The organism is Janthinobacterium sp. PC23-8, from assembly GCF_002250505.1.
Lineage (GTDB): Bacteria > Pseudomonadota > Gammaproteobacteria > Burkholderiales > Burkholderiaceae_D > Janthinobacterium.
This window is the reverse complement of the sequence record NZ_NJGY01000002.1, coordinates 178839-205545: the sequence shown is the minus strand read 5'-3', so window position 1 is coordinate 205545 and position 26707 is coordinate 178839. Positions and strand designations below refer to the sequence as shown.

General features: G+C 65.1%; 16 protein-coding genes and 1 tRNA gene. 9 read left to right on the top strand and 8 right to left on the bottom strand.

Annotation, left to right across the window (positions count from 1 at the left end):
• Positions 1-99: 99 nt before the first annotated feature.
• Positions 100-4137 (bottom strand): phosphoribosylformylglycinamidine synthase, encoded by a 4038-nt coding sequence (gene purL / locus CD932_RS16020; protein ID WP_094443806.1) that lies wholly within the window; start codon positions 4135-4137, stop codon positions 100-102.
• Positions 4138-4199: 62 nt separating this feature from the next.
• Between purL and CD932_RS28890 the strand changes: the two genes are divergently transcribed.
• The 4 genes from CD932_RS28890 to CD932_RS16005 all read left to right on the top strand — a co-directional run bounded on the left by CD932_RS28890 (position 4200) and on the right by CD932_RS16005 (position 7662).
• On the top strand, positions 4200-4376 hold the full coding sequence (locus CD932_RS28890; protein ID WP_176461010.1) for a hypothetical protein: 177 nt from the start codon (positions 4200-4202) through the stop codon (positions 4374-4376).
• Positions 4377-4480: 104 nt separating this feature from the next.
• A complete protein-coding gene (locus CD932_RS16015; RefSeq protein WP_094443805.1) occupies positions 4481-5089 on the top strand; it encodes a response regulator in 609 nt (202 codons plus the stop codon).
• Between the two features lie 21 nt (positions 5090-5110).
• Complete coding sequence (locus tag CD932_RS16010) at positions 5111-5473, top strand: Hpt domain-containing protein (RefSeq protein WP_094443804.1); 363 nt, start codon at positions 5111-5113, stop codon at positions 5471-5473.
• On the top strand, positions 5470-7662 hold the full coding sequence (locus CD932_RS16005; protein WP_094443803.1) for a hybrid sensor histidine kinase/response regulator: 2193 nt from the start codon (positions 5470-5472) through the stop codon (positions 7660-7662). The genes CD932_RS16010 and CD932_RS16005 overlap by 4 nt, the downstream gene beginning before the upstream one ends.
• Before the next feature lie 43 nt (positions 7663-7705).
• Here CD932_RS16005 and CD932_RS16000 read toward each other — a convergent pair whose 3' ends face one another.
• Positions 7706-8746, bottom strand: a complete 1041-nt coding sequence (locus CD932_RS16000) for an HD domain-containing phosphohydrolase (protein WP_094443802.1) — start codon at positions 8744-8746, stop codon at positions 7706-7708.
• A gap of 133 nt (positions 8747-8879) precedes the next feature.
• Here CD932_RS16000 and CD932_RS15995 point away from each other — a divergent pair, with 133 nt between their 5' ends.
• Together CD932_RS15995 and CD932_RS15990 are read left to right on the top strand one after the other, a co-directional pair.
• The gene (locus CD932_RS15995; RefSeq protein ID WP_094443801.1) at positions 8880-10559 is read left to right on the top strand and encodes an ATP-binding protein; all 1680 of its coding nucleotides are present in this window, start codon (positions 8880-8882) and stop codon (positions 10557-10559) included.
• Positions 10560-10703: 144 nt separating this feature from the next.
• A complete protein-coding gene (locus CD932_RS15990) occupies positions 10704-13886 on the top strand; it encodes an ATP-binding protein (protein WP_176461009.1) in 3183 nt (1060 codons plus the stop codon).
• Here CD932_RS15990 and CD932_RS15985 read toward each other — a convergent pair.
• Together CD932_RS15985 and CD932_RS15980 are read right to left on the bottom strand one after the other, a co-directional pair.
• Positions 13881-15191 carry an HD-GYP domain-containing protein gene (locus CD932_RS15985; protein ID WP_254926623.1) on the bottom strand — a complete coding sequence of 437 codons (1311 nt, stop codon included), beginning with the start codon at positions 15189-15191 and terminating at the stop codon, positions 13881-13883. The two genes, CD932_RS15990 and CD932_RS15985, sit on opposite strands and share 6 nt — an antisense overlap.
• Positions 15192-15361: 170 nt before the next feature.
• Positions 15362-16414: an NAD(P)-dependent alcohol dehydrogenase gene (locus tag CD932_RS15980; protein ID WP_094443799.1), complete on the bottom strand. Its 1053-nt coding sequence runs from the start codon at positions 16412-16414 to the stop codon at positions 15362-15364.
• Between the two features lie 176 nt (positions 16415-16590).
• Between CD932_RS15980 and CD932_RS15975 the strand changes: the two genes are divergently transcribed.
• Positions 16591-17520: an AraC family transcriptional regulator gene (locus CD932_RS15975; RefSeq protein WP_094443798.1), complete on the top strand. Its 930-nt coding sequence runs from the start codon at positions 16591-16593 to the stop codon at positions 17518-17520.
• On the opposite strand, the gene CD932_RS15970 is transcribed toward CD932_RS15975, so the two are convergent.
• Positions 17502-21086: a hydantoinase B/oxoprolinase family protein gene (locus CD932_RS15970; RefSeq protein ID WP_094443797.1), complete on the bottom strand. Its 3585-nt coding sequence runs from the start codon at positions 21084-21086 to the stop codon at positions 17502-17504. The genes CD932_RS15975 and CD932_RS15970 overlap by 19 nt on opposite strands.
• A 127-nt stretch (positions 21087-21213) precedes the next feature.
• On the opposite strand from CD932_RS15970, the gene CD932_RS15965 reads away from it, so the two are divergent.
• Positions 21214-22755 carry an NAD(P)H-hydrate dehydratase gene (locus CD932_RS15965; protein WP_094443796.1) on the top strand — a complete coding sequence of 514 codons (1542 nt, stop codon included), beginning with the start codon at positions 21214-21216 and terminating at the stop codon, positions 22753-22755.
• A gap of 2 nt (positions 22756-22757) precedes the next feature.
• On the opposite strand, the gene CD932_RS15960 is transcribed toward CD932_RS15965, so the two are convergent.
• Positions 22758-23513 carry an ABC transporter ATP-binding protein gene (locus tag CD932_RS15960; protein WP_094443795.1) on the bottom strand — a complete coding sequence of 252 codons (756 nt, stop codon included), beginning with the start codon at positions 23511-23513 and terminating at the stop codon, positions 22758-22760.
• On the opposite strand from CD932_RS15960, the gene CD932_RS15955 reads away from it, so the two are divergent.
• The gene (locus CD932_RS15955; protein ID WP_094443794.1) at positions 23512-24219 is read left to right on the top strand and encodes an arylesterase; all 708 of its coding nucleotides are present in this window, start codon (positions 23512-23514) and stop codon (positions 24217-24219) included. The two genes, CD932_RS15960 and CD932_RS15955, sit on opposite strands and share 2 nt — an antisense overlap.
• Before the next feature lie 142 nt (positions 24220-24361).
• Here CD932_RS15955 and CD932_RS15950 read toward each other — a convergent pair whose 3' ends face one another.
• Both CD932_RS15950 and CD932_RS15945 read right to left on the bottom strand, forming a co-directional pair.
• Complete coding sequence (locus CD932_RS15950; protein WP_176461008.1) at positions 24362-26284, bottom strand: SurA N-terminal domain-containing protein; 1923 nt, start codon at positions 26282-26284, stop codon at positions 24362-24364.
• A 345-nt stretch (positions 26285-26629) separates the two neighbouring features.
• Positions 26630-26706: transfer RNA gene (locus CD932_RS15945), tRNA-Asp, on the bottom strand.
• Position 26707 lies beyond the last annotated feature (1 nt).

Here is a 26707-nt window from a genome sequence, read left to right as displayed (position 1 = left end):
TCTATATAAAAAAGCCGCTATCGCCCGATTAGCGGCTTTTTCATTCCTGCCCGAGCAGCAGCGCATTAATCTCAAAGCGCCGCCCTGTCAGCAGTTAAATCACCCCACAAACTTCCGCGCATTCCTGAACATCCGCATCCACGGCGAATCCTCACCCCAAGCCTCAGGGTGATACGACTGCTGCACTGACCGGAACACCCGCTCCGCATGCGGCATCAGCACCGTAAAGCGGCCATCCGGCGTGGTCACCGAGGTGATGCCTTCCGGCGAGCCATTCGGGTTGTACGGATACGCTACTGTGGCGGCGCCCTTGTTGTCGACAAAGCGCATGGCTTTGTGGACTTGCGCGATGTCGCCCGTTTGCGAGAAGTCGGCGTAGCCTTCGCCGTGGGCAATCGCGATGCCGGCCTGGGTGCCGGCCATGCCGTTGAAGAAGATCGAGGGGGAATCCATCACTTCGACCATGGCAAAGCGGCCTTCGAATTTTTCCGACTTGTTGCGCGTGAACTTCGGCCAGGCGTGGGCGCCGGGGATGATGGATTTCAAATTGCTCATCATCTGGCAGCCGTTGCAGATGCCCAGGCCAAAGCTGTCGCTGCGGGCGAAGAAGCGCGCGAACTGGTCGGCCAGGCTGGCGTTGAACAAAATGGTCTTGGCCCAGCCCTCGCCGGCGCCCAGCACGTCGCCGTACGAGAAGCCGCCCACCGCAATCACGCCCTGGAAGTCGTCCAGTTTCACGCGGCCGGCGATCAGGTCGCTCATGTGCACGTCGACGGCCGCAAAGCCCGCCTGGTGCATCACGTAAGCCGTTTCGACATGCGAGTTGACGCCCTGCTCGCGCAGGATGGCCACGCGCGGGCGCACGCCGGTGGCGATGAACGGTGCGGCGATGTTCTCGTTCTGGTCAAACGTGACGATAGGCAGCATGCCCGGGTCTTGCAGGTCCAGCAGGCGGTCGTATTCGGCGTCGGCGCAGGCCGGGTTGTCGCGCAGGCGGGCGATGCGCCAGCTCGTTTCGCTCCACAGGCGATGCAGGTCCGCGCGCGGCTGGGTGTAGACAAGCTTGGCGTCGCGCGTGAATTCGAGCACGTCGCGGTCGTTGAGTTTGCCGATGATATGGCTGCAGGCGCCCAGGTTGAAGGTGCGCAGCACGTCCATGACGATCGATTTTTCTTCGGCGCGCACCTGGATCACGGCACCCAGCTCTTCGGAAAACAGGGCGCGCAAAGTCAGTTCGTTGCGGCGCTCGGCCACCTGGCCGGTCCAGTTCTTGGCGTCGCCCCAGTCGCTGGCGTGTTCGCTTTCCATGGTCAGCATGTCGAGGTTGACCGACATGCCGGTGTGGCCGGCAAACGCCATTTCGGCCAGGGTCGCGTACAGGCCGCCGTCCGAACGGTCGTGGTAGGCCAGGAGCTTGCCATCGCTGTTCAATTGCTGAATGGCGGCGAAGAAGGCTTTCAGGTCTTCGGCGCTGTCCACATCCGGCGTTTCGTTGCCCAGTTGCTGCAACACCTGCGCCAGGGCCGAGGCGCCCAGGCGGTTCTTGCCGCGCCCCAGATCGATCAGAATCAGCGAGGTGTCACCCAGATTGGTTTCCAGCTGTGGCGTGAGCGACTTGCGCACGTCCGTGACCGGTGCGAACGAGGACACGATCAGGGACACTGGCGAGGTGACCGACTTGGCCCCGCCATTGCCTTCGTCGTTCCAGGTGGTGCGCATCGACAGCGAATCCTTGCCGACCGGGATGCTGATGCCCAGCGCCGGGCACAGTTCCATGCCGACCGCTTTGACGGTGTCGTACAGGGCCGCGTCCTGGCCAGGCTGGCCGCAGGCGGCCATCCAGTTGGCCGACAATTTGATGTCCGAGATGTCGGCAATGGCGGCGGCGGCGATATTGGTGACGGCTTCGCCAACGGCCATGCGGCCGGAAGCGGCGGCGTCGATCACCGCCAGCGGCGTGCGTTCGCCCATGGCCATCGCTTCGCCCAGATAACCCTCGAAGCTCATGGTGGTGACGGCGCAATCGGCCACCGGCACCTGCCATGGTCCCACCATCTGGTCGCGCACGGTCATGCCGCCCACGCTGCGGTCGCCTATCGTGATCAGGAACGATTTGTCGGCCACGGTTGGCAGCAGCAGCACTTTTTGCGCCGCGTCCACCAGGTCGATGCCGGTCAGGTCGATCGCCGGGAAGTCGTTGGCCACGTGCACCACGTCGCGCTGCATCTTCGGCGGCTTGCCCAGCAAGACGTCCATCGGCATGTCGACCGGCTCGTTGCCCAGTTCCGTGTCGATCAGTTTGAGCTGACGCTCTTCGGTGGCCACGCCGACGGCGGCGAACAGGCAGCGCTCGCGTTCGCACATGGCTTTGAACAGCGGCAGGCTTTCCGGCGCAATCGCCAGCACATAGCGTTCCTGCGACTCATTGCTCCAGATTTCCTTTGGCGCCATGCCCGATTCTTCCAGAGGCACCTTGCGCAGGTCGAAAATCGCGCCGCGTTTGGCGTCGTTGGTAATTTCCGGGAAAGCGTTCGACAAGCCGCCGGCACCCACGTCGTGGATCGAGATGATCGGATTATCCGCGCCCATCTGCCAGCAGGCGTTGATCACTTCCTGGGCGCGGCGTTCCATTTCCGGGTTGCCGCGCTGGACCGAATCAAAATCGAGGTCGGCCGTGTTGCTGCCGGTGGTCATCGACGAGGCGGCGCTGCCACCCATGCCGATGCGCATGCCGGGGCCGCCCAGCTGCACCAGCAGGCTGCCGACCGGGATATCGTTTTTATGCGTGTGCTGCGCCGAGATATTGCCGATGCCGCCGGCGATCATGATCGGCTTGTGGTAGCCGAACACCGCATCGTTATCGACACCCACGTTCTGCTCGTAGGTACGGAAATAGCCACCGAGGACCGGGCGGCCGAATTCGTTCGAGAACGCGGCGCCGCCCAGCGGGCCTTCGATCATGATCTGCAAGGGCGAGGCGATACGCTCGGGCTTGCCATACTGTGCGGCTTGCTGGCGGCCGGCCAGCGGCGCGGTGACGGAAGCGGCCGTCTCCCAGCTGCGCACGGCGCCCGGCAGCGACAGGTTCGACACGGTAAAGCCGGTCAGGCCGGCCTTTGGCTTGGCGCCGCGGCCGGTCGCACCTTCGTCGCGGATCTCGCCGCCCGCGCCCGTCGAGGCGCCGGGAAACGGCGAAATGGCGGTCGGGTGGTTGTGCGTTTCCACCTTCATCAGGGTGTGCGTCAGTTCTTCCGAGGCGGCGTATTCGTGAGCATCGCCGCGCGGATAGAAGCGCGAGACGGTAGCACCTTCCATGATGGACGAGTTGTCGCTGTAGGCGACGACCGTGCCCCTGGGCTGCAGTTCGTGGGTGTTCTTGATCATGCCGAACAGCGACTTGCCCTGCGCCACGCCGTCGATGGTCCAGTCGGCGTTGAAGATCTTGTGGCGGCAGTGTTCACTGTTGGCCTGCGCGAACATCATCAGTTCCACGTCGGTCGGGTTGCGGCCGGCCTTGGTAAAAGCGGCGTCGAGGTAGTCGATTTCATCTTCCGACATGGCCAGGCCCAGTTCCACGTTGGCCGTTTCCAGCGCGGCCTTGCCCTGCCCCAGCAAATCGATCGCTTCGAGCGGGCGCGCCTCGAGGGTGCGGAACAGGTCTTGCGCCTGCCCGGCGCTGCGCAGCACCGATTCGGTCATGCGGTCGTGCAGCAGGTCGGCCACGGCCTGGACCTGCTCGACGGCCAGCTTGCCGGCGCCGATGGTGCTGCCCAGGATGCCCGGTTTCAGGTTGATGCGGAAGGCGACGCCGCGCTCGACGCGCTTGATGTGCGCCATGCCGCAGTTATGGGCGATGTCGGTGGCTTTCGAGGCCCACGGCGAAATCGTGCCGAAACGGGGAATGACGAAGAACTCTTCGACAGCGCCATCGGTATTATCGGGCTGCGCCGGCTCGCCATACGTCAGCAAGGCGCCCAGGCGCGCGCTGTCGTCGGCAGACAGCGGCGCACTGGCATCGATGAAATGGACATAACGTGCTTGCACGGCAACAATGGCAGGCGAAACGGCTTGCAGTTGGGTGAGCAAACGGGTGCTACGGAAGGCGGACAGGGCATTGGAACCCGGCAGTATCAACATGGTTGGAAGGTGGTTGATGCAGCGTGGCTGCGGGTTAAAGGTAGGTATGACAAGACAAGATCATGGTGTGGCAAATTTCCTTTGCGCGCATTATACCCGCTTTTCAGCCCCTCTTTTTGCCTGAAGTTGGCCCGCTGGCATGGACGCAGGCGACGGCCCGCACGCATCGGCAAGCAGTTTTGCAGTATGCTGATACAACCTTAGTTGCCACGCAGCACAAATCCGGCATCGCCGCCTGATGCGGACCGGCTTGATCCGAATCAAATTCATTAAATTTTAGTGAATTTGATTTATTTCCTTCGAATAGGTATGATGGAGTTTTCCTCTGTCTGAATTGCCACCCATGCAAAGCGCTGACGTCTGCACCACGCAAAAAGCTGCCGAGATTCTCGGCATCTCGGTTACCTCGGTTCAACAACTGGTCGAGGCGGGCGTGATCGAAGCCTGGAAGACCAAGGGCGGACACCGCCGCATCCCGCTGGCGGCAGTCCATGCCTACCGGGGCGCGCCCGCGCCGGACGCGACCGGCCAGCCGCGCCAGGGCGTCAACGCCATTCCGGCCATCCTGGTCATCGAAGACAATCCGATGCAGCGCCAGTTATACGACAAGCAGATCAACTCCTGGGGGCTGCAGGCCAATTTGCGCTTCTGCGAAAACGGCTACCAGGCGCTGATCGAGATCACGCGCCATAAACCCGACATTCTGCTGGCGGACATCGTCATGGAGGGCATCGATGGCTACGAGGTCATCCGCACCATCATGCGCGACCCGCAACTGGCCGAAATGCATATCGCCATGCTGTCGAGCCTGACGCCGGAGGACCTGGCCGAACGGGGCGGCATCCCGTCCGGCGTGGTGTTCTTCTCCAAGCCCGTCAATTACGACGAATTGCGCGGCTATCTGCGCGCCTGCTGCGCCAGCCACGCACGACGCGCGGCGCCTGCGGCCTGATTCGTCGCCTGCACCGCAGCCATGACGCAGTCTTATCTGATGATAGCTCCGCCGGTCCTGCTGGCGGCCACCGGCGATGACCGCGAACTGTTTTGCAGCCTGTCGCAGACCTTCCTCGACACCGCGCCAGCGCTGCTGGCGCGCCTCGAACAGGCCGCCGGCGCCGGTGCCCTGACCGCCTTCGTGCACGCCTGCCACACCCTGCGCGGCACCACCATGCTGCTCGGCGGGCACGAACTGAGCGCGCTGCTGGCCGAACTGGAACGCCAGGCGCGGCGCGGCGAGCCGCCCGGCGCGGCGCCGTTGCAGCAGGTGGCGCGGCTGTTCGCGCTGACCTGCGAAGAAGTGCGGCTGAGCATCGCCAACTTTCAAGACATCCAATGAGAGCCCAGGCCTGCATCCGCCAGTTACTGCGGCGTGTTGCTGGCCGTTATCGTCCACGCGCCACCCTGACCTTGATCGGCGCCGTGCTGATCGGCGCGCTGGCCGTGCGCGGCCTGGCATCGGCCTGGGTGCTGCGACAGGAAGCGGTCGATGACTGGCGCCGTGACCTGAGCAATCTGTCGCTGCTGGTAGCGGAAAACACGGCGCAAAGCATGACTGCGGCCAGCCTGGTGCTCGACAGCGTGGCGGGCGAAGTGGCCGACGGCGCGCCGCAGGACGCGCGGGCGCTGCAGGCGTCCTACGCCACCTGGTATACCCACCAGATGCTGCGCCACAAGATCAGCGGCGTGCCGCAGATCGACGTGGCCAGCATCGTCGGCACGGACGGCGCGCTGATCGCCTCGACGCGCGCCTACCCGGCGCCGTCGATCAAGCTGGCCGAGCGCGATTACGTCGCCTATCACCGCCAGCACAGCGGCGCCGGGCAGCATGTCAGCGCCCCGGTACGCAACAAGGTCGACGGCAAATGGACGTTTTACCTGAGCCGGCGCATCGACAACGCCCGCGGCGAATTTATCGGCGTGGTGCTGGTCGGTCTTTCCTCCGATTTTTTCAGCGATTTTTTCCGCCGCACCAGCATCGGCGATTCCGCCGCAGTGTCGCTGTACCGCGACGACTATACCCTGCTGGCGCGCTGGCCGGCGGCGCCGCAACAGATGGGCCGGCAGAACCTCGGCGGCACCACGCGCCAGATCATCGGGCAGGGGGCCGATCACGGCGTGCTTGAAACGCGCGGCCCGCGCGCCGCCGAGGGCGGCGTGCCGGTGCACCGCCTGGGCGCGGCGCGCGCGGTGCGCGACTATCCCTTGCTGGTCAACGTGACCGTCACCGAACAGGTGTTCCTGGCCGACTGGCGGCGCATGCTGGGGGCGATGGGCGGCTCGGTGGTGCTGAGCCTGGCCGCATTGTCGGTGGCGCTGTGGCTGATGGCGCGGCTGTTGCGCCGCCAGGAAAGCGATGCGGCGCTGGCGCGCGCGCTGAAAGCCGAGGCGGAACAGGCCAATATCGCCAAATCGCGCTTCCTGGCACTGATGAGCCATGAGATCCGCACGCCGCTGGGCGGCATCGCCGGCATGGCCGAGCTGCTGGCCGAGACCCCGCTCGACGAGAGCCAACGCCGCTATGCGCGCCATGTCAGCGACGGCGTGCGCGACCTGACGCGCATCGTCAACGATATCCTCGACCTGTCCAAGGTCGAAGCGGGCCAGATGACGATCACCACCGCGCCGTTCGACCCGCGCGCCCTGGTGCGCGACGTGATCGCGCTGCACCGCCCGCTTGCCGACGCCAAGGACGTGCGAATCCGCGCCGAGATCGACGCCGCCGTCGCGCCCCTGGCCTGCTCCGACCGCGCCCGCATCGCCCAGGTGCTGGGCAACCTCGTCAGCAACGCGATCAAGTTCACCCCGGCCGGCGAGGTCACGGTGCGCCTGTCCGGCGGCATCGACCAGGGCTTGCCCTGCCTCGATTTCGCCGTGTGCGACAGCGGCATCGGCATCACGCTGCGCCAGCAGGAGCGTCTGTTCCTGCCCTATTCCCAGGTCGACGACAGCATCGCCGCCGCTTACGGCGGCACCGGCCTGGGACTGGCCATCTGCAAGCAGCTGGTCGGCCTGATGGGCGGCGATATCAGCTGCACCAGCGCCGGCGGCGGCGGTTCGCGCTTCGCCTTTCGCATCGTCTGCGCGCCCGCCGGCGCCGCCGGCGCCGCCGCGCCGGTTGAGCGTGCCGCCGGAGCTGACCTCACGCCGCCGGCGCCGGCGCGCATCCTGCTGGTTGACGATACCGAAATGAACCGGCAACTGGTGACGCTGCAGTTACGCCGCCATGGCCACCAGATCGATATTGCCGAAAATGGCGCACAGGCGCTGGCGGCGCTGGAGCGCCAGCCGTACGACCTGGTGCTGATGGACTGCATGATGCCGGTGATGGATGGCTACCAGGCCTGCCGCGCGCTGCGCGAGAAGGAGGCGCGGCTGGCGCTGGCGCGCACGCCGGTGATCGCGCTGACGGCCGGCGCCACCGACGATGACCGCCTGCATTGCCAGCAGGCGGGGATGGACGACTATCTGTCCAAGCCGTTCAGCGCCGCCCAGCTCAACGCCGTGGTGGCGCGCTGGCGGGCCTGAGCTGCACCAGCGCTGGCCTGGCGCGACGGGCAGCGGCAGCCGTTCAACAGGGCGGGTCGCGATGGGTGTCGTGGATCGCCAGCACGACCTCGCGCTGGCGCAGGAAGGCCTGTACGCAAGCGGGATCGAAATGGCTGCCCGCGCCCTCTTCCAGGAAATCAAACGCCGCGCCGCACTCCCAGGCACGCTTGTACGGCCGCACCGAGGTCAGCGCATCGAACACGTCGGCGACGGCGATGATGCGCCCGAACAGGGGAATGGCCTCGCCGGCCAGGCCGGAAGGGTAGCCACTGCCGTCGTATCGCTCATGGTGATGCAGCGCGATCACCTCGGCCGCCTGCAGCAAGGGCGACGCGCTGCCGTGCAGGATGGCCGCGCCGATCTTCGGGTGGGTGCGCATGATCGCCATCTCGTCGCCATCGAGGCGGCCCGGCTTGAGCAGGATATGGTCGGCAATGCCGATCTTGCCGATGTCATGCATGGGCGCAGCGGCATAAATGAGCTCCTGCTGTGCATGGTCGAGTCCGAGGCTGGCGGCCAGCACCTTTGCGTAGCTGGCCATGCGCAGCAAATGGCTGCCGGTCTCGGGATCGCGGTACTCGGCCATGCGCGAGAGCCGGTGGATGGCATCGAGTTCGCCTGCCGCGATGGCGCGCGTGGCGGCGGCGACCGCCAGCGCCAGCGATTCGGCGCGCAAGCTCAGTTCACGCTGGGCACGGCGCAGCGTCAGCAGATTGCCCACCCGCGCCCGGAACTCGATATTGTCGATCGGCTTGGTCAGGAAGTCATTGGCACCGAGTTGCAAGGCACGGTAGCGGATATCCTTGTCGATCGCCGCCGTGATCATGATCACGGCCACCGGGTCGCCCGGATACAGGGCGCGCAAGGCCTGCAGAAACGCCAGGCCGTCCATCTCCGGCATCATGTAGTCGATCAGCACCAGATCGGGCCGCCGTTCGCGACAGTACTCGAGCGCCTGCAGCGGCATCGACAGCGCCACGGTCGTCACGCCCGGCATGCCGTCGAGCAGGCGGGAAAACAACTTGAGATTCATTTGATCATCATCGAGCAGCAACACGTCCATACTTTTCCCCTGAAAGAGCGTCTACGTTTTTTAATGATTATATCGAATTTAAAATTAAAAACATTTTATTTATTTTTTTCGTTAGATTTTTGCTATACTGGGTACTTCATTCACCTCGTCCTCCGGAGCTGCCATGTGGTCCATCATCAAACGCCGGGGGTGGGAGCGCATCGATGCACGCATGCTGCTGTGCGTATTCGTGGTGCTATTGACGGCGGGCCTCTGGAGCGCGACCCTGCTGCAACTGCGCCAGGCGCGCGACGGCGCCATCGCCGACGCCGAGCGCGAAGTGCGGGGACTGGCTCGGGTGTTCGACGAGCATGCGATACGCACCATCGAGGCGGCCGATCAGACCGTCACTTATCTGCGCCATCGTTACAACACGGTCGGCGCCGCGCTCGATATCGTGCGCGACCTCAGGCAAGGCCTGAATCCGGGCAATCTCTACAATCTGTTTACCATCGTCGACGCGCACGGCGACATGGTGCTGTCGAGCCAGCCGTTCAAACCCACCAACCTGAGCGACCGCGAACACTTCCGCGTGCACGCGCTGCAGGACACTGGCACGCTGTTCATCAGCAAACCGGTACTGGGGCGGGTCTCGAAAAAATGGTCGATCCAGATGACCCGGCGCATCAATCACGCCGACGGCACCTTCAAGGGCGTGGTGGTGGTCTCGATGGACCCGTTTTATTTCACGCGCCTGTATCACGAGGTCGACCTGGGCCAGCGCAGTTCGATCGCCATGATCGGCACCGACGGCGTGGTGCGCGCGCGGCGCGTGGGCAGTGTCGATTCGGTCGGCCAGGACGTCAGCGCCAGCCCCGTATTCGCGCAGATGCAAGGGCGCGCGCGCGGCAGCTTTGTCGAACGCAGTCCGATCGACGGCGTGCTGCGCTATTATGCGTTTGAAAAGCTGGTCAACTACCCGCTGTACATGCTGGTCGGGCTCGACAGTGCGACCGTGCTGGCGGATTACATGTCGCAACGCAAGCAGTCGCTGCTGCTGGCCGGCATCAGCAGCGCCGTGATCGTGCTGTTTTGCGGTGCGCTGATCCTGCTGATCGGTCGCCTGATCGCCAGCCGCCAGCGCGCCATCGAGGCCAACCTGGCCAAGTCCCGCTTCCTGTCGAACATGTCGCATGAACTGCGCACGCCGCTCAACGGCATCCTCGGATTTTCCGAACTGCTGCTCGAGCAGCTCGACCAGCCCGGGCAGATCGAATGCGCCGAGGCGGTCGTCGCCAGCGGGCGCAAGCTGCTTGGCATGATCGAGGCGGTGCTGGAACTGAGCGCGCTCGAATCGGGCAGCCGGCAACTGGTCATCGCCCTGTCACCGCTCGACGAGTTGCTGGAACAGGCGCTGGCGCCCCACCGCGCCCAGGCGGCGGCCAAGGATATCGTGCTGGCGCTGGTGTTGCAGGACGGTCTGCCGGCGCTGTTGCCATGCGATCGAAGCAAGCTCGTGCGTGTGCTGGACATTCTGATTGGAAACGCGATCGAGTTCACCCACGTCGGCCACGTCACGCTCAGGGTGAGCCAGGAAACCGGCGCCTGCCGCTTCGAGGTGGCCGACAGCGGCCCGGGGATCACTACCGCATTACAAGCCGGTATCTTCGACAAATTTTCCCAGGCCGACGATGGCCCCAGCCGCGCCCGCTCGGGGGCCGGTCTGGGGCTGGCCACCGCCGCCCGGCTGGCCGCGGTGATGAACACCGCCATCACCTTGCAATCGGCGCCGGGCAAGGGGTCGGTCTTCGGCCTGCGCCTGCCGCTCGGGCCGGCGGCCGACGCCGGCACAACAATCGGCTGAAAGTCAAGCCCCAACTGGCGCCACTTCATGCTTTTGAACAACACTACCATGCTGAAAGTGAGCGCTGTCATTGTTGATAAGAGACAAGAGGTATAGCATGAATGCATGCTAAAAAAACCAGTGACAGGCAGGCGCAGGAACGTGATGGAATGGCTCGGGCTGACCGCCATCCTGCTGCTGGCAGGGACCGCTCTGTTCATGTCGCACCTCGCGGAACAGGCGCGCCAGTACGGCGCGGAGCGCGACAGGCTGGGCGTGCTGTCGGCCCTGATGGCCAACAATATCGAAGAGGACCTGGCGGCAACCAACGCGGCGCTTGCCGGCATCATCGACGACTATCTGGCAGGAGCTGCCGCCGTCGATAACAGCGTGGAACTGGCGCGTCGCCTGAACGCGATCGTGGCCGCGATGCCGGGGGTGCGCACGCTGGCAATACTGGACAAATCGGGCGTGGCGACCGCATCCAGCGCACCCAAGGCCATCGGCAAGAACTTTTCGAACCGTGCCTATTTCCAGGTGTTGCGGCGGGCACCCGATACCCGCACCTTGTATGTAGCGGCGCCGTATCGCTCGTTCAGGGGCGACCTGGTGATCTCGGTGGCACGGATGGTGCCGAATGCCGGCGGCAATTTTGACGGCGTGGTGGTGGCCACCCTGGACCCGGACTATTTCAAGGCGAAATTTCATACGGCCATGTACGCGCCCGATGTGTGGGGCCTGCTGATCCATGGCGACGGCCGGCAGATTCTCAGTTATCCGGTCAGCAGCGCCGTCGATGGCGACAACCTGGACCGGCCAGGCTCGTTTTTCCGCCGGCACCGCGACAGCACCATGCCAGCGAACATCCTGCGCGGTACGCTGCACGACAACGGCGAAGCGCGCGTGATGGCGATCAACACGATACGGCCGGAAGCGCTGCACATGGATCGCGCCCTGATGATCGGCATGAGCCGCAGCGAAGCGGCGATCGCGGCGCCGCTGGCGCGCCAGGCGCAGGTCTGGCTGCTGGCCAGCGGCATGCTGACGCTGGCCAGTGGCGCACTGTTGTACTGGCTGCAGCGGCGACGCGCCCACCTTGCCGCATTGCAGGACAAGCGCGATGCCGAGCGCCAGGCCTTGCTGGCCATTACCAGCAGCGAAGCGCGGCTGCGCACCTTGATCGAAGACGCGCCTCTGGCCATCGCCATCTTGCGCGGCGGCCATTTCATCTACTCCAACCCGCGCTATCGGGCACTGCACGGCTACGCGGAGCACGACGATCTGGCCGGCCTGCCATGGCAGAACATGATCGCGCCGCAGTCGCGCGCCAGCCTGGCCGCCAACGCGGCCATGATCGAAGCGGACTCGCCCGACGAACAACGCTTCGAAGCACTGGGCTTGGGCAAGCTGGGCAGCATGGTGCCCATGCTCAAGACCACCGCCAGGGTGCTGCTGGCCGACGGGCCGGCAACGCTGGTGTTTGCCCAGGATATCTCGGCGCAAAAACATGCGGAGGAAGAAATGCGGCTGGCGCGCGACGCCGCGCAGGCCGCCAGCCGCACCAAGGCCCAGTTCCTGGCCAACATGAGCCACGAGATCCGTTCGCCGCTCAATGCCATCCTCGGCATGACGTGGCTGCTGGAACGGGCACGGCTCGAAGCCGAGCCGCAGGACATGGTGCGCAAGATCCGCGCCGCTGGCCAGTCCCTGTTGTCCATCGTCAACGATGTGCTCGACATGTCGAAGATCGAGGCCGGCCACATGCAGATCGAGCAGGCGCCCTTTCGCCTGGCGGACGTGTTGGGCACCGTCGCCGCCGGCATGGCCGTGGGCGCCACCGGCAAAGCGCTGGAACTGCTGGTCGACGCGCCGCCGGTCGGCGTGGTGCGGTTGGTTGGCGACGCGCTGCGCCTGGAGCAGGTGCTGGTCAACCTGACCGGCAATGCGGTCAAGTTCACCGCCGCCGGCAAGGTCGAACTGCGGATCGAGGTCGCCGGCTGCGAAGGCGAACAGGTGCACCTGCGCTTTTGCGTGCGCGACAGCGGCATCGGCATCGCCGACGATATGCGCGAAGCGATCTTTTCGCCGTTTACGCAAGCGGACGATTCGACCACGCGGCGCTTCGGCGGCACCGGACTGGGACTATCGATCTGCCGCCAGCTGGTGCATCTGATGGGCGGTGAACTGAGCGTCGAAAGCCGCCTGGGCGCGGGCAGCGCGTTTCGCTTCACGATACCGCTGCGCCTGCTGCCGGAGGAGCCGGCCAGTGCCGACGAAGCGCCCCCTGCGGCGCACGCCGGACGCGCGCTGCAGGATATCCGCGTGCTGGTGGTCGACGACAACGACATCAACCGGGACGTGGCGGGCCAGATACTGCGCGACCAGGGCGCGCAGCCAGTCTTCGCCAGCGACGGCAAAGAGGCGCTCGACTGGCTGTGCGCGCACCCGGCACAAGTCGACATCGTGCTGATGGACGTGCAGATGCCGGTCATGGATGGCATCGAAGCGACGCGGCGCCTGCGCGCCATGCCGCAATTCGACACGCTGCCCATCATCGCGCTGACGGCCGGCGCCTTCCAGGAACAGCGGACGGCGGCGCTGCAGGCGGGCATGAACGACTTCATCAGCAAACCGTTCGACGTGCCGCTGGCCATCGCCCTGATCGCCCGGCTGCACCTGCGCCAGGGCGGCGCGACGCCAGCCGTGGCGCCGGCGACGCTCGCGCCGGACGCGCTGCGGGCCGAGGTGCGGCTGCTCGACCAGGCGCTCGACCTGGCGCGCGGCATGGCGCAATGGCTGGACGACGCGCCCTACCGTTATCATCTCGGACGGTTCAGCGCCAGTCATGCCGACAGCGCCTTGCGCATGCGCCAGCACCTCAACGCCGGGGACACCGGCGCCACGCTGGCGCTGGCGCACACCTTGTCCGGCATCGCCGCCAACCTGGCGCTGCCGGGCGTATGGCTTGCGGCGCGCGGCGTAGAGCGGCTGGTGCTGGACAAGGAAGGCGCGCATGAGGTCAATGCGGGGCTGGACGTGCTGGAGCGCGAGCTGGCGCGGGCGCAGCGCGCCATCGCCGTCCACCTCGGCGCGCCGCCGCCACCGCGCCCTGCGGCGCAAGAGGCGCCGGCGCCACTGTCCGCACTGCTTGAGCAACTGCTGGCGGCGCTCGATGATGACGATCCGGCACCGGCCGAACCGCTGCTCGACCAGCTGCGCGCCTGGCTGCCTTGCGCGGCGCTCGAGCCGGTGACGACGGCGCTGTCCAGTTTCGATTTCCGTGCCGCGCGCAGCGCCGTGCGCGTGCTGGCCGCGCAGCACCTTGCGCACGCCGAGTATCCGTCATGAGCCGGCGCGGCAGGCGGACGGGACATCGCGCCAGAAGCGGTCGAGATCGGACAGCCCCCATTTGCGCTCCTGCTCGCAGCAGACGATGGCGTCGCCCACGCCCGGCTGCGCCAGGTCCAGCAATTGCGGCACGATATAGGTCTGTGACCTGGTTGAAAAAAAGACCCTTACCTTGGGCATCAGCAGCGAGCCCTGCGACTTCTGCTCCGCCACCACGCCCAGCCTGCCCGATTTGAGCCGCACCAGGGTGCCGACCGGATAAATGCCGAGGCATTTGACAAAGGCGGCAAAGACTTTTTCGTCGAAATGACCGCCACGACTCCATTCGGCCATCTGGCGCAGCGATTCGGCCGGTCCCCAGCCCGTCTTGTAGGGACGGTTCGAGCTGACGGCGTCATACACGTCACAGACGGCGCCCATGCGCGCGTAAAGACTGATCTCCTCGCCTTTCAAGCCGTGCGGATAACCGCTGCCGTCGTATTTTTCATGGTGGTGCAGGCACACGTCGAGCGCGATGGCGCCGATGCCGCCGGCAGCGCACAGCAATTCGTGGCCGGCGCCGGCATGCAGCTTGACGCTGTCAAATTCTTCTGCGGTCAGCTTGCCGGGCTTGTTGAGGATGGCCGGCGACACCGTCATCTTGCCCACATCGTGCAGCAGCCCGGCCAGTCCCAGCTCGCGCGTGACGGCGTCGTCCAGGCCAAGCTGGCGCGCCAGCGCGATCATCAGCGCGCACACGGCAACCGAATGCATATACGTATAGTTATCGGCGGTCTTCAGCCTGGCCAGGCCGATCAGCGCGCTCGCGTTGCGCATCACCGAACCGGCAATTTCGTCAACGAGCGGCATGGCGCCTTGCAGGTCGACGGCGCGTCCCATGCGCGCATCCTGGAACATCGACACCACGGCGTCCCTCGAGCGGTCGATCAGCGCCGCCGCGCGCCGCATTTCGTCGGCCATCGGCGCCGGCGTCACCGGCGCGAAGCGAAACGACGCCGCAGGACAGTCGTCAAGGGCGGCCGGCAAGCCGGCGGACTCATCCCCCAGGACCGCCACATCGGCAGCGACATCAACGTCAACGCCCTTCGCCAGATCGATCCATAATTGCGTCACGCCGCTGGCATGGATCTGGGCTATCGTCTGCGCCGCTTCGACGGGAAAAGCAGTTTGCCAGAAAGGCGTAGTCAGCCAGGAGCAGCACAGTTTATGCACGTACATGCCGAGGCGCAATTGCTGCGCGGATATCTTTTTCAACGAGCCCGAATTGCCGTCGGCCTGCATGACCGGTTTGCTTGCCTGCGCCATCTGACGTCCTGTAAATATAGTTCACAGGACTAATTGTGTCACGACCGGCAACTAAAAACAACAAATAAAATTACTTTTAACATTTTTAAGGTATTTTTGAGATATTTGGCATTCCCGATAACGGGCCGGCATACCGCGAACGCGCGCCATGCCGGCCCGCCAACGCGGCCTTATTGCGCCAGGCTCGCCATGTCGATCACGAAGCGGTAACGCACATCGCTTTTCACTACCCGATCGAAGGCCTCGTTGATGTCCTGGATGCGGATCACTTCGATATCGGAGACGATATTGTGCTTGCCGCAGAAATCGAGCATCTCCTGGGTTTCCTTGATCGAGCCGATCATCGAGCCCGACAGGCTGCGGCGCGCGCCCACCAGGCCGAACGCGCTGACCGGTGGCACGGCGCCGTCCGGAATGCCGACGATGACCATGCTGCCATCGACTTTCAGCAGGTTGATGTACTGGTTCCAGTCGATGGCCGCGCCGACGGTGCAGATGATCAGGTCAAAGGTGCCGGCCAGCCTGGTGAAGGTGTCGGCGTCGCTGGTGGCGTGATAGTGCGACGCGCCCAGGCGCAGGCCGTCCTCGCGCTTCGACAGGGTCTGGCTCAGCACCGTCACTTCGGCGCCCATGGCGTGGGCGATTTTCACGCCCATGTGGCCGAGGCCCCCCAGACCCACGATGGCGACCTGCTTGCCGGGGCCGGCTTTCCAGTGGTTCAGCGGCGAATACAGGGTGATGCCGGCGCACAGCAGGGGCGCCGCAGCGTCGAGCGGCAGGTTGTCGGGGATCGCCAGCACATAGCCTTGCTTGACGACGATGCTGTCCGAATAACCGCCGTGGGTAGCCGTTTTGCCATCGGCTTCGACGCTGTTGTAAGTTTGCACCAGGCCGGGCATGTATTGCTCCAGGTCGACGTTGCGCGTCTTGCAGGTGGTGCAGGAATCGACGAAACAGCCGACGCCCACATGGTCGCCCACCTTGAACTTGCTCACATTGGCGCCGACGGCCGTGACGACGCCGGCAATTTCATGGCCGGGCACCATCGGGAAGGCGGCGTTGCCCCATTCGTCGCGGGCCTGGTGGATATCGGAATGGCAGACGCCGCAGTATTTGATCGAGATGGCGACGTCGTCTTCGCGCGGGGCGCGGCGCTCAAAGCTGAACGGTTGCAGTTTGCTGGTCGGGCTGAGGGCGGCATAGCCTTTGGCGGTGGTGGTCATTGAACACTCCTGTGGTCTGGTTGCGGGGTTGTGCATGGCTTGCATGCGACAGTCCAAAGTTTGCCCCAACTGGCCGGCGCGCGTTACCGCGATCCTGCAAGAACTTTGCACAATAGTCCGAATGTGACCGGGAACCCGCTACGCTGCCAGCGCCACCCTGCTACACTGGCGCCACCATGAAACCTTCCCTGTTACCACAAGATGAACTCGCCGCCCTGATCAGCCGCCATGCGCCAGGCGGCGGCGACTACATGACGGCCATCGACAGCCTGTCGCTCCACTGCCGCGACGCGCCGACCGATTCGCTGTGCCATGCGGCGCGCCCGAGCGTGGCGATCATCGCCCAGGGGGCGAAAGAAGTGACTCTGGGCAGCGAGGTATTTCACTACCGCCGCATGCAATATCTGTTGACCTCGGTCGACCTGCCGGTGCAGGCGCGCGTGGTGGAGGCGAGCGAACAGTCGCCGCATCTGTGCGTGGTGCTGGGCATCGATATCGCCGACGTGGCCGCGCTGACGGCCGGCGACGACGCGGCGTTCTCGCGCCAGATCCCGGTCACACGCGGCATTTCCGTCAGCGATGTAGGCAGCGAGTTGCTCGACGCCATGCTACGCCTGCTGCGCCTGCTCGATCAGCCATCCGATATCGCCGCGCTGGCGCCATTGATCCGGCGCGAGCTGACCTACCGCCTGCTCAAAGGGCCGGTCGGCGCGCGGCTGCGCCATATGGCTTTGACCAGCAGCCAGTCGCACCAGGTCGGGCAGGCGATCAAATGGATACAGCACAATTACTGCGAGCCGCTGCGCATCGAGCACCTGGCGGGCGTGGCCAACATGAGCGTGTCGTCGCTGCACCACCATTTCAAGTCGATTACCGCCATGACGCCGATGCAATACCAGAAAACCTTGCGCTTGCAGGAAGCGCGCCGGCTGCTGCTGGTGGAACAAATCGACGCCGGCACGGCCGGCTACCGGGTCGGCTACGCCAGCGAATCGCAGTTCAGCCGCGAATACAGCCGCCAGTTCGGCCGCGCGCCGATGCGCGACGTGGGGCAATTGCGCTCGCAGCTGACAGGCGCGCAAGGCGCTTACTCCGGCATGCCGTAACCGCCACCGCCCGGCGTCTCGATCACGAACACATCGCCCGGCCACATCTGCGCCTTGCCGATATGGGGAAGTTCTTCAACCGCGCCATCGAGCCGTTCCACATAATTGCGTCCCAGCGCGCCTGGTGCGCCGCCGGCCATGCCGAACGGCGGATAAATACGGTTGTTCGACAGGATTGCCGCCGTCATCGCTTCGAGAAACCGCACGCGCCGCACTGCCCCATTGCCGCCGCGCCAGCGCCCCGCGCCCCCCGAGCCTTCGCGGATGGCATAGCTTTCCAGGCGCACGGGAAAGCGCCATTCGAGGATCTCCGGGTCGGTCAGGCGCGAATTGGTCATATTGGTCTGCACCACGCTGGCGCCATCAAAACCGGGGCCGGCGCCGGAGCCACCCGAAATGGTTTCGTAATACTGGTGGCGTTCGTTGCCGAACGTGAAATTGTTCATGGTTCCCTGCGAGGCCGCCATCGCCCCCAGCGCGCCATACAGCGCATTGGTAATGCAGGTCGAGGTTTCCACATTGCCCGACACGACGGCGGCCGGATATTGCGGATTGAGCATGGAGCCGGGCGGGATGATCACGGTGAGCGGCTTGAGGCAGCCGGCATTGAGCGGTATCTCGTCGTCGACCAGGGTGCGAAACACGTACAGCACCGCCGCCATGCAGACAGCCGACGGCGCATTGAAATTGTTCGGCAGCTGGCTTGACGTCCCGGTAAAGTCGATGGTGGCGCTGCGCGTGGCGGCATCGACGCGCAGCGCCACCTCGATGCGCGCGCCGTTGTCCAGTTCCAGCGTATAAGCGCCGTCGACGAGAGTCTCGATCACGCGGCGCACGGCCTCCTCGGCATTGTCCTGCACATGGCCCATATAGGCTTGCACCACCGCCAGGCCGAAATGCGCGACCATCTTGTGCAGTTCCTCGGCCCCTTTCCGGTTGGCCGCCACCTGGGCGCGCAGGTCGGCCAGGTTCTGCTGCGCATTGCGCGCCGGCCAGGCGGCGCCCTCCAGCAAGGCCAGCGTTGCCGCTTCGCGCAGTTGGCCCGTTGCGCCATCGACCAGCTTGAAATTATCGATCAGCACGCCCTCCTGCTCGATGCGCGTCGAGTCCGGCGGCATCGACCCCGGCGTGGTGCCCCCGATATCGGCATGGTGGCCACGCGAGCCGACATAGAACAGGATGGTGTCGCCGGCCATGTCGAACACGGGCGAGATCACCGTCACGTCGGGCAGATGCGTGCCGCCATGATAGGGGTCGTTGAGCATATAGACGTCGCCCGGCCGCATGCTGCCGGCGTTGCGGGTCATGACGGTACGGATGCTCTCGCCCATCGATCCCAGGTGCACCGGCATATGCGGCGCGTTGGCGATCAAGTTGCCACCGGCGTCAAAAATGGCACAGCTGAAGTCGAGCCGCTCCTTGATATTGACGGAGTGCGCCGTGTTCTGCAGGCGCAAGCCCATCTGCTCGGCGATCGACATGAAGAGATTATTGAAAATTTCCAGCATCACCGGGTCGGCCTCGGTGCCGATGGCCCGGCGCGCCGGCAGCGTCGAGACGCGCCGCAATACCAGGTGCCCCTGGCTGGTCACATCAAGGCGCCAGCCCGGCTCGATCACGGTGGTGGCGTTGGCGTCGGTAATGATGGCCGGGCCGTTGACCTCGTCGCCAGGGCGCAGCGACTCCAGGGCATACAGACCGCTTGAGCGCCACTGGCCGTCGCAATACATGGACACGGTGGCGGTCGGCGCCAGCGGCTCCATGCGTTGCTGCCACGCCGGCGGCATTTGCGCCGGTGCGTCCGAAGCGCCGATGGCTTCAACGGAAATCGCCTCGACGATCAGGGCCCGTGCCGGCATCAGGAAGGAAAAGCGCTGTTGGTAGGCCGCTTCGAACTGTGCCCGCATGCCCTGCTCGGTGTCGAACCGCACCACCAGCGCCGAGTCGGTTCCTTCGTAGCGCAGGTGTGCGCGCCGCATCACGGTGATGCGCGCAGGCTCCACGCCCTGGCGCAGCAGCTCGTCCTGCGCCTGCTCGCACAGTTGCGCCAGCGGCGCCTGCAAGTCCACGCCCAGCTTCGCTTCGATGGCCCGCTCGCGCATGGCGCTCTGGTCGGCCAGGCCCATGCCATAGGCCGACATCACGCCGGCCAGGCGGTGGATGAAAATGGTCTTCATGCCCAGCGCATCGGCCACCAGGCAGGCGTGCTGGCCGCCGGCGCCGCCAAAGCTGGTGAGGGTATAGCCGGTGACGTCGTGGCCGCGCTGCACCGAGATCTGCTTGATGGCATTGGCCATATTGCCCACGGCAATCGCGATACAGCCCTGCGCCACTGCTTCGGGCGTGCTGTTCACGGTACGCGCCAGTGCTTCGAATTGCGCGCGCACGCCGGCCAGGTCCAGCGCTTCGTCGCCACCCGGGCCAAACAGGCTCGGGAAATGCGCGGGCTGCAGCTTGCCCAGCATGACGTTGCAGTCGGTGACGGCCAGCGGCCCGCCGCGCCGGTAGCTGGCCGGTCCCGGATCGGCGCCCGCGCTGTCCGGGCCGACGCGGTAGCGCGCGCCGTCGAAGTGCAGGATCGAGCCGCCGCCGGCGGCCACCGTATGGATGTTCATCATCGGCGCGCGCATGCGCACGCCAGCCACCTGGGTCTCGAACACGCGCTCGAACTGGCCCGCGTAGTGCGACACATCGGTCGAGGTGCCGCCCATGTCGAAGCCGATGACGTTATCGAAGCCGGCCAGCGCGCTGGCGCGCACCATGCCGACGATGCCGCCTGCCGGCCCGGACAGGATGCTGTCCTTGCCCTGGAAGGCGCGCGCGTCCGTCAGGCCGCCGTTCGACTGCATGAACTGCAGGTGCACGCCGGGCAGTTCCTCGGCCAGCTGGTCGACATAGCGGCGCAGGATCGGCGACAGATAGGCATCGACCACGGTGGTGTCGCCGCGCGCCACCAGCTTGGTCAAGGGGCTCACCTCATGCGACACCGACACCTGGGTGTAGCCCGTTTCACGCGCGATGCGCGCCAGCGCCACTTCGTGCGCACCATGGCGGTAGCCGTGCATCAGCACGATGGCAAGCGAGCGCAGGCCGCGGCCATGCGCCACTGCCAGGGCGGCGCGCGCTTGCGCCTCGTCGAGTGCCATCACCACCTCGCCATGGGCGCCGATGCGCTCATCGATTTCGATCACCTCGCGGTACAGCAGTTCGGGCAGCACAATATGGCGTGCAAACAGTTTGGGACGGTTCTGGTAGGCGATGCGCAGCGCGTCGCGAAAGCCGCGCGTGATCGCCAGCACCGTCGCTTCGCCCTTGCGTTCGAGCAGCGCATTGGTGGCCACCGTGGTGCCCATCTTGATCGAGGCGATACGCTCCACCGGTAGCGGCGCGCCGGCTGCCACGCCCATCAGCTGGCGCATGCCGGCAAGGGCGGCGTCGCGCGGTTGGCCGAGATACTGCCCCGGTTGCTCGGACAGCAGCTTGTGCGTGGCCAGGCTGCCGTCGGGGCGGCGCGCCACGATATCGGTAAAAGTGCCGCCGCGATCGATCCAGAATTGCCAGTCCATATGTTGCCTCCACCATGAGAGAAGCCTATTGTAGCGGCAAGCTTGCCTGGCGTTTTGCACGCGTGCGCCTTGCATTGCGCGCCAATCGGCCTTATGTTGACTTGATATTGACTTAGGAAAGTTCCCCATGACCCTGTTTGCCACCGCCACTGCGCTCTACAGCATCGCCGAGATCCGCGCGATTGAAGCGGCCGCCGCCACCACGCTGCCGCCAGGCACCCTGATGGCGCGCGCCGGCCAGGCCGCCGCCAGCGCCGCCTTGACAATACTGAACCACTTGTCGGACGGCGACACTGCCCACAGACGCGTGCTGGTGCTGGCCGGCCCCGGCAACAACGGCGGCGATGCGCTGGAAGCGGCGGCCCACCTGGCCGGCAGCGGCATCGAAGTGCTGGTGTGGCTGGCGCCGGAAGCAGCATCGACTTCTCCCGAACGGGCGCAGGCCGCCGCGCGCGCGCGCAACAGCGCCGCGCGCTTTATCGACGGCGCCACCAGCATGGCCACCGCCGCCATCAACGCCGCGCCGTGGAATCTGATCGTCGACGGCCTGTTCGGCATCGGTTCCACGCGCCCGCTGGCTGGCGTGTGCCGCGAGATGGCGCAGCTGGTCAACCAGCAAAATTGTCCGGTGCTGGCGCTCGACGTGCCGAGCGGCCTGCATGCCGATACGGGGGTCGTGGACGGCATGGCCATCCGCGCCAGCCACACCATCACCTTTATCGGCGACAAGCCGGGCCTGCACACGGCCGATGGCCGCGACCATGCGGGCGAAGTGGAAGTGGCGGCGCTGGCCATCGCGCCAGCCCTGCTGCCACAGGCGAGCGCACAACTGAACGGCTTGCACCTGTTCGCGCGCCACCTGCAGCCGCGCCGGCAAAACACGCACAAGGGCAGCTACGGCAGCGTGGCCGTGCTGGGCGGCGCCACCGGCATGTCGGGCGCACCGATCCTGGCGGCGCGCACGGCCCTGCATGCGGGCGCGGGCCGCGTCACCATCGGTTTTCCCGACACGCCGCTGGCGTATGACGGCGGCCAGCCCGAACTGATGTGCCGGCGCGCGCAGGACATGGATTTCATGGGCCTGGCGTTCGGCGCACTGGTGGCCGGCCCCGGTTTGGGCAGCGATAGCGACAGCGTCGAGCTGCTGCAGCGCGCCATCGACAGCGACAGCCCACTGCTGTTTGATGCCGACGCGCTGAACCTGATGGCGGCCGAACCGGAGCTGCAATCGGCGCTGGCCACGCGCAGCGGCGCCGGCGCCACCATCTTGACGCCGCACCCGCTGGAAGCGGCGCGTTTGCTCGACATGACGGTGGCCGAGGTGCAGGCCGACCGCCTGGCCTCGGCGCGGCAACTGGCGGCGCAACTGGGCGTGATCGTCGTATTGAAAGGCTCGGGCACCGTGATCGCGGCCCAGGATGGCAGCGTGGTGATCAATGTCACCGGCAGCCCTGCGCTGGCCACGGCCGGCACCGGCGACGTGCTGGCGGGCCTGTGCGGCAGCCTGCTGGCGCAAGGCTGGCCCGAATGGGAAGCGGCGCTCGGCGCCGTGTGGCTGCATGGCGCGGCGGCCGATGCGCTGGTGGCGTCGGGCACGGGGCCGATCGGCCTGACGGCTGGCGAGTTGATACCGGCGATACGCAAGTTGATCAACGCGCTGTCAGCCTGACTTTATACCAGTCGTCCCGCCGCGATGGTGATGGTGCGTCCGCAACGCGCCGCAATCGAGGTGTCGTGCGTGACCAGCACCAGGGTCGAGCCGCGCTCGCGATTGAGTTCGAACATCAGCTGGATCACCGCTTCGCCGGTAGCCGCGTCCAGGCTGCCCGTAGGTTCGTCGGCAAACAGCAGCGGCGGCTGCGTGACGAACGCGCGCGCCAGCGCCACGCGCTGCTGCTCGCCGCCGGACAGGTATTTCGGGTAGTGTTTCAGCCGGCTGCCCAGGTTGACCCGTCCCAGCATGGCTTGCGCCTTGTCCTTTGCGTGCGGGTCGCCGCGCAGTTCCAGCGGCAGCATGACGTTTTCCAGCGCCGTCAGGTGCGCCAGCAGCTGGAACGACTGGAACACGAAACCGAGTTTTTCCTTGCGAAAGCCGGCGCGGCCGTCTTCGTCGAGGGCGAAGATATCGGTGCCGTCGAGGATCACCTTGCCGGCGCTGGGAGTGTCAAGGCCGGCCAGCAAGCCCAGCAAGGTGGACTTGCCGGAACCGGAGGCGCCGACGATGGCCAGCGTCTCGGCCGTTTGCACGGTAAAATCAAGTTGATGCAGGATCGTGAGCTCACCATCGGCATCGGGTACGCGCTTGGCCAGCCCCACCACCTTGATGGCTTGCTGGCCGCTCTGGTTCGCTGTGGACGCCGCCGGCCGCAGGCCGGAAGCTGCATGGGGAATGAAATTGGTGGAAGTCGCTTTAGGGAATTCGGGCATGCTGATCTATCTTAAAAAATTTCGTGAACAAATAAGTGAGCAAACCAGGAGGTCGGGGGTTGCAACGAACCGCACGCGGCGGCGCACCCTGGCCTGGCTTCCTGCGGCAGCCCTGCTGCTGGCGTCGACCGTGACGAACGCCTATTCTGCACCAAAAACGCTGCTGGTGCTCGGCGACAGCCTCTCTGCCGAGTATGGACTGGCGCGCGGCACGGGCTGGGTGGCGCTGCTGGAACAGCGCCTGAAAGCGCAAAAGAACGACACGCGCATCGTCAACGCCAGCATCAGCGGCGAGACCACCAGCGGCGGGCGCGCGCGCCTGCCGGCCTTGCTGGCCAGGCACCAGCCCGACGTGGTGCTGATCGAACTGGGCGCCAACGACGGCCTGCGCGGCCTGCCGGTGGCGGCCGCAGAGGCCAACCTGCGCGCCATGGGCGACGCGGCCAGGAAAACCGGCGCACAGGTGGTGCTGGTCGGCATGCGCATGCCGCCGAACTACGGCCGCGACTACGCCGACAAGTTCTATGGCCTCTACGGCAAGCTGGCGAAAGAATGGAAGGCGCCGCTGGTGCCTTTCATGTTCGAAGGCATCGCGGACAAGCCGCAATGGTTCCAGGCCGACCGCCTGCATCCGAATGCCGAGGCGCATCCGACCATCTTGAAAAATATATGGCCGCAGTTGTCGCCGTTGTTGGGCGCGAAATAAGCAGGTTGTTGGCTTTATTCCGGCACGCAGCAGAGATCTGGGGTCAGACCCCAGTTTTATGTCTGCGTAGCCAGTAACGCCAACGACGTTTTAATAAAAAATAGCCGCTCGAAAGCGGCTATTTTTTTGTGGCAGCTGAAGCTTACGGCGCTTCGGCAACCGGCGCTGCGGCGGCGACCGGCTTGACGATCTTCACCTTCGCCTTGTGTTTCAGGTACTCGACGTAATCAAACATTTCCTGTTGCGCCAGGATGCCGCTGATCTGGTCTTTCTCTTGCTGGCGGCGGGCGGCGTCCACTTCGGCTGGCTGCTGCACCTTGCCAACGCGGTAGATGCCATAGCCCAGGGCCGGCAGTTCCACACCCACATAGGCTGGCAACTTGCTGGTGTCAGCTTTCATCACTTGCGCAATCGCGGCGCGGTTCACGCCGCCCTGCTTGCTGCGCGAGACCCACTGCGCGGCGCCAAAACCGGTGGCGTCACCTGAGGTCTTCAACGCCGCCAGCCTGGTTTCGCCGGCTTTTTTAGCCAGCTTGGCCGCTTCTTCCAGTGTCACGCGCTGGCGGATCATGGCGTCAACTTCGGCCAGGGGGCGCCTGGTCGCTGGCTTGAATTCCACCACGCGGCCGGCGATCAGGGTGTTCGGCGACACAGTCACCGCTTCCGTATTGCGCTTGTCTTTCAGCGAGTCGTTCGAGAAGATGGCGGCCAGGAACTTGGCGTTGTTGTACGGCGCGGCGCCCAGGGCTGGCGATGGGGTGCGCGACAGGTTGGCGACGGTTTCCACTTTCAGCTTCAGCTTGTCTGCCACCGGTTTCAGGCTGTCCGATTGCTCGTACACGGTGTTGGTGAATTGCTCGGCCATTTCCGAGTATTTTTTCGCGGCGAATTGCTTGCGCAGGTCGGCCGTGATCTGGCCCTTCACTTCGTCCAGGGTCTTGACGTGCTGCGGCTGTATGCTGGTGACCGTCAACACATGATAGCCGTAGTCCGAGGTGATGACGTCGCCGATTTCGCCCTGCTTGAGCTTGTTGGCGGCTTCTTCCAGCGGTTTCGGCAGTGCATCCTTGACGACCGGACCGAGGTCGCCGCCCAACTCGGCCGAGGCCGGATCTTGCGACTTGGCCTTGGCCACGGCGGCGAACGTTGCCGGCGCCTTGCGCACCTCGGCCAGGATCGCTTCGGCCTTGGCCTTGGCGGCTGCCTTGTCGGCGGCGGACGCGTCTTTCTTGACCGTGATCAGGATATGGCTGGCGTTGCGCGTTTCCGCGCTGGTGTAGGCCTTCTGGTTCTTGTCGTAGTAGCTTTTGACGTCGGCGTCGCTGACATCGACCTGATCGCCCACGGCGGCGCCGTCGAGCACCACGTATTCGATTTTCGCCTGCTCGGGGACTTCAAAGAACTTGCCGTTCTTGTCGTAGAAATCCTTGACCATCGCGTCGGTCACTTTGACTTGCGGCACGAACTGGGCCACTGGCAGCAGCAGTTCCTGCACTTCGCGCTCTTGCGCGGTGATGTCCGACAGGCGCTGCGAGACGGTGTTCGGCGCAAACGCGCTGTTCTGCACGGCGCCGGCAAGTTGCTGCAGGGCCAGGTCGCTGCGGCGGCGCGCATCGTACATCTGCGGCGTCATGCCCTGGGCGGCCAGCATGGCCTTGTAGCGTTCCAGGTCGAATTTACCGTCCGGCAGGGTCAGGCCGGGAATTTCCAGGACTTCCTTTTGCAGCACGGCGTCGCTGATGACCAGCTTGCTGCGACCGACTTCGGCAGCGACCGCGCGCTCGGCGATCAGGTTGTCGAGGATGCTCTGGCGCGCTTGTGGCGTATCGAACATTTTCTGGTCGAACTGCTCGCCCATCATCTGGCGGTAGCGCTCGATCTGCTGGCGTTGCGCTTCTTCATATTGTTGCTGCGTCACGACCTGGTCGCCGACCTTGGCGATGGTGTTCGCGCTGTCGCCGAAGCTTTGGTAGCCGCTGATACCGACCAGTGCAAAGGACGGAACGATGATCAGCATCAGCAGAAACTGCATCAAGCGTCGATGGGTACGAATAAATTCAAACATGGTCAGCCAATTCGGGATGAGTGGATCACTATAAAAAAAGGCGAACATGCGTTCGCCTTGATTTCTTCGGCGGAATGGACGGGACACAAGCCCACTTCCCCTTTACTTCCTGATTCTACAATGCCCCTAGCGCTATAGCAAGGGTAAATCGGGACGCGCGCCCCGTCGCCAGGCGGCCTTTGCGGCGCCTCGATTACACCGCACAAAGCTAGAACCGGATTTAAAACGAGGCTGATTTGATTATCAAAACAGGCGGCACCAATTGCATGGCCGCACCTGGAGATAATCGGGCGCATAAACAAAAAACCCGCGCGGCATATGCATGCAGCGCGGGCTTTCATATTCTGGCGGAGCGGACGGGACTCGAACCCGCGACCCCCGACGTGACAGGCCGGTATTCTAACCAACTGAACTACCACTCCT